The organism is Ferroplasma sp. Type II (genome assembly GCF_000496155.1).
Map to the genome: position 1 here is coordinate 55804 of NZ_KI542801.1, position 1981 is coordinate 57784.

The following is a 1981-nucleotide window of genomic DNA, read 5'->3' on the forward strand; positions in this document are numbered from 1 at the left end:
TTTTGATAATTTTAAATGTGTTTTATCTAATATTTCAAATCCAGATTGTGTATATGTAAATGATTTGTATACTTTCTTTGATTTAAATCTTGGAAAACCTGCTTTTATTTTTTTACCTTTTTCCTTTTCATTTATTCTTCTAAAGAAATTATCATATGCTTTGTCTAACCTATTTGCAACATCCTGAAGTACCTGTGAATATATATATTTATATTCAGGGAATTCTTTTTTTAACTCTGGTAATTGATTCTGCTGGTATGTATAATTAACATTTATATTATAATAAAAATCCTTCTTTAATTCATATGCCATCTTTCTCTGTTCTAACATTGCATTGTATAAATTATAGGATAAATCAAGAATATAATCTATCTTTTTGATTTGCTCTTTATTCGGGTATATTCTGAATTTATAAGCCCTCATGCCTTTTTGCCTCCTGTGAGTCTACATATTCTTTTAAAACATCTTGTATAATGATTTTAACCATAACACCATTATGGGAATGATCCTTATCGCATTCTATATCCAGTACATCAACATTGAATGTTTCTGATATTTCCCTTAAAAATACTTTCTTTCTGTATTTTACAACCTGAATAAAGTGGTAATACAAAGAGTACACTGAATGCTGACCCTTATCCAGATTATATGGTGACATAGTTGTATAATAACTTAATAGGCTATAAAATTTGCACTTTCATCCCCCCTCTAACGAAAGGGGACTTCCCGCTTATATGTTAAACCGCCCTTGTAATAGTTATATTGATCAATTTAATATCCTCATAAAGCGCCGATTTACCCCCTACAGAATATGTTTTACCTTCAGAACTTATATAAAATGTCTGTCTTTTTCCGTTAATGCGCTCCGTTTTAATGATATTTCCCTTAATTGTTATATCATTTTTTTTGCAGAATCCATTTAATTCACCTTTAAGGTTTATATTATTTTTAAGGTAATAATCTATTATATCGCACGCAAGCCATATATTTGTCAGCCGGTAATAAATAAAATCTCCTGGAGATTTAATATATTCCGATGGTGCCCATATTTCATAATAGAAATAATAGCTCAGGGCATGAAGGAGCTGATCCTCCTCCAGATATATGGCATAATCACCGTTGTCTAGCCCTCCCTTCAGATTTGATAATACCCATGTTCTGTCAACTAGAACCATTTCAAGCGGTTTTCCGTCTATGTATTTCAGTATGACTCCTTCGGTCACATTCAAAAGTTCCTTCTTTGGAGTATCATTAAATAACACTAAACCCACAGTTATTCCATTTTTTATCTGCCTTGGCAAAATCGTGCTTATATATTTATATGATTCGTGGGAAAGTGCCATTATAATTTCATTCCTTGCTGAATATACCATTGATTTTATCCTGTCCTGAACGTTTTTGTTGCCTTTCACAAACCATATATATGGATCTTTAAGAGGCACCGTTTCAACATGTTTTTCTATATAAGTGTCTAGCTCTTGCATGTAGTTATCCATCCATAGCATTTCCTTACGCATAACAGTATCAACAGGAACTGCTCTGTATAAATGCTTCTTGCCTGTAACAACATCTACGAATCCCTTTTCCTGCAAGGCATTAAAAAGATCATATATTCTTGGCTGCGGAACACCGGCGATTTTAACCGCTCCTGTAGGGGTATTAGGGCCATAAAGCAAAAGGACTCTATAAAGCTTTATCTCATAATTGGACAAGCCGAATCTTGAAAGACTTGAAAAAATGTCTTCACCCATATATTTTATATGATTATTTTATATAAGAATGTATTTATGCTATAATGCCTCTCTTTATTGACACTATAATTTTATTTTCATATCATTTGCTATTGAAAATACTAGGTATAGAAAATCACATGTGACCAAGAATGGTGGGATACTATGAAATTGCTGATATAAGAGGAATAAATGGGAATGTTATAACCAGATATGTCGGGGAAATGTATATTCCTCTATGTGTAGATGGG

At 32.1% G+C, this 1981-nt stretch carries 2 protein-coding genes and 1 pseudogene; all 3 read right to left on the reverse strand.

From position 1 onward, the window contains the following. On the reverse strand, positions 1-423 hold a 423-nt coding region (locus AMDU4_RS12390), incomplete at its 3' end, for a helix-turn-helix domain-containing protein (RefSeq protein ID WP_290705338.1). 73 nt (positions 424-496) lie between these two features. After that, positions 497-658: pseudogene (locus AMDU4_RS12395) on the reverse strand (IS200/IS605 family transposase); the annotation flags it as partial. Positions 659-737: 79 nt separating this feature from the next. Continuing rightward, a complete protein-coding gene (locus AMDU4_RS12400; RefSeq protein ID WP_021786840.1) occupies positions 738-1751 on the reverse strand; it encodes a TrmB family transcriptional regulator in 1014 nt (337 codons plus the stop codon). Positions 1752-1981: the final 230 nt, after the last annotated feature.

Excerpts from the sequence above, each read along its gene's own strand:
- AMDU4_RS12400 (WP_021786840.1), bottom strand. The coding sequence starts at position 1,751 with ATGGGTGAAGACATTTTTTCAAGTCTTTCAAGATTCGGCTTGTCCAAT.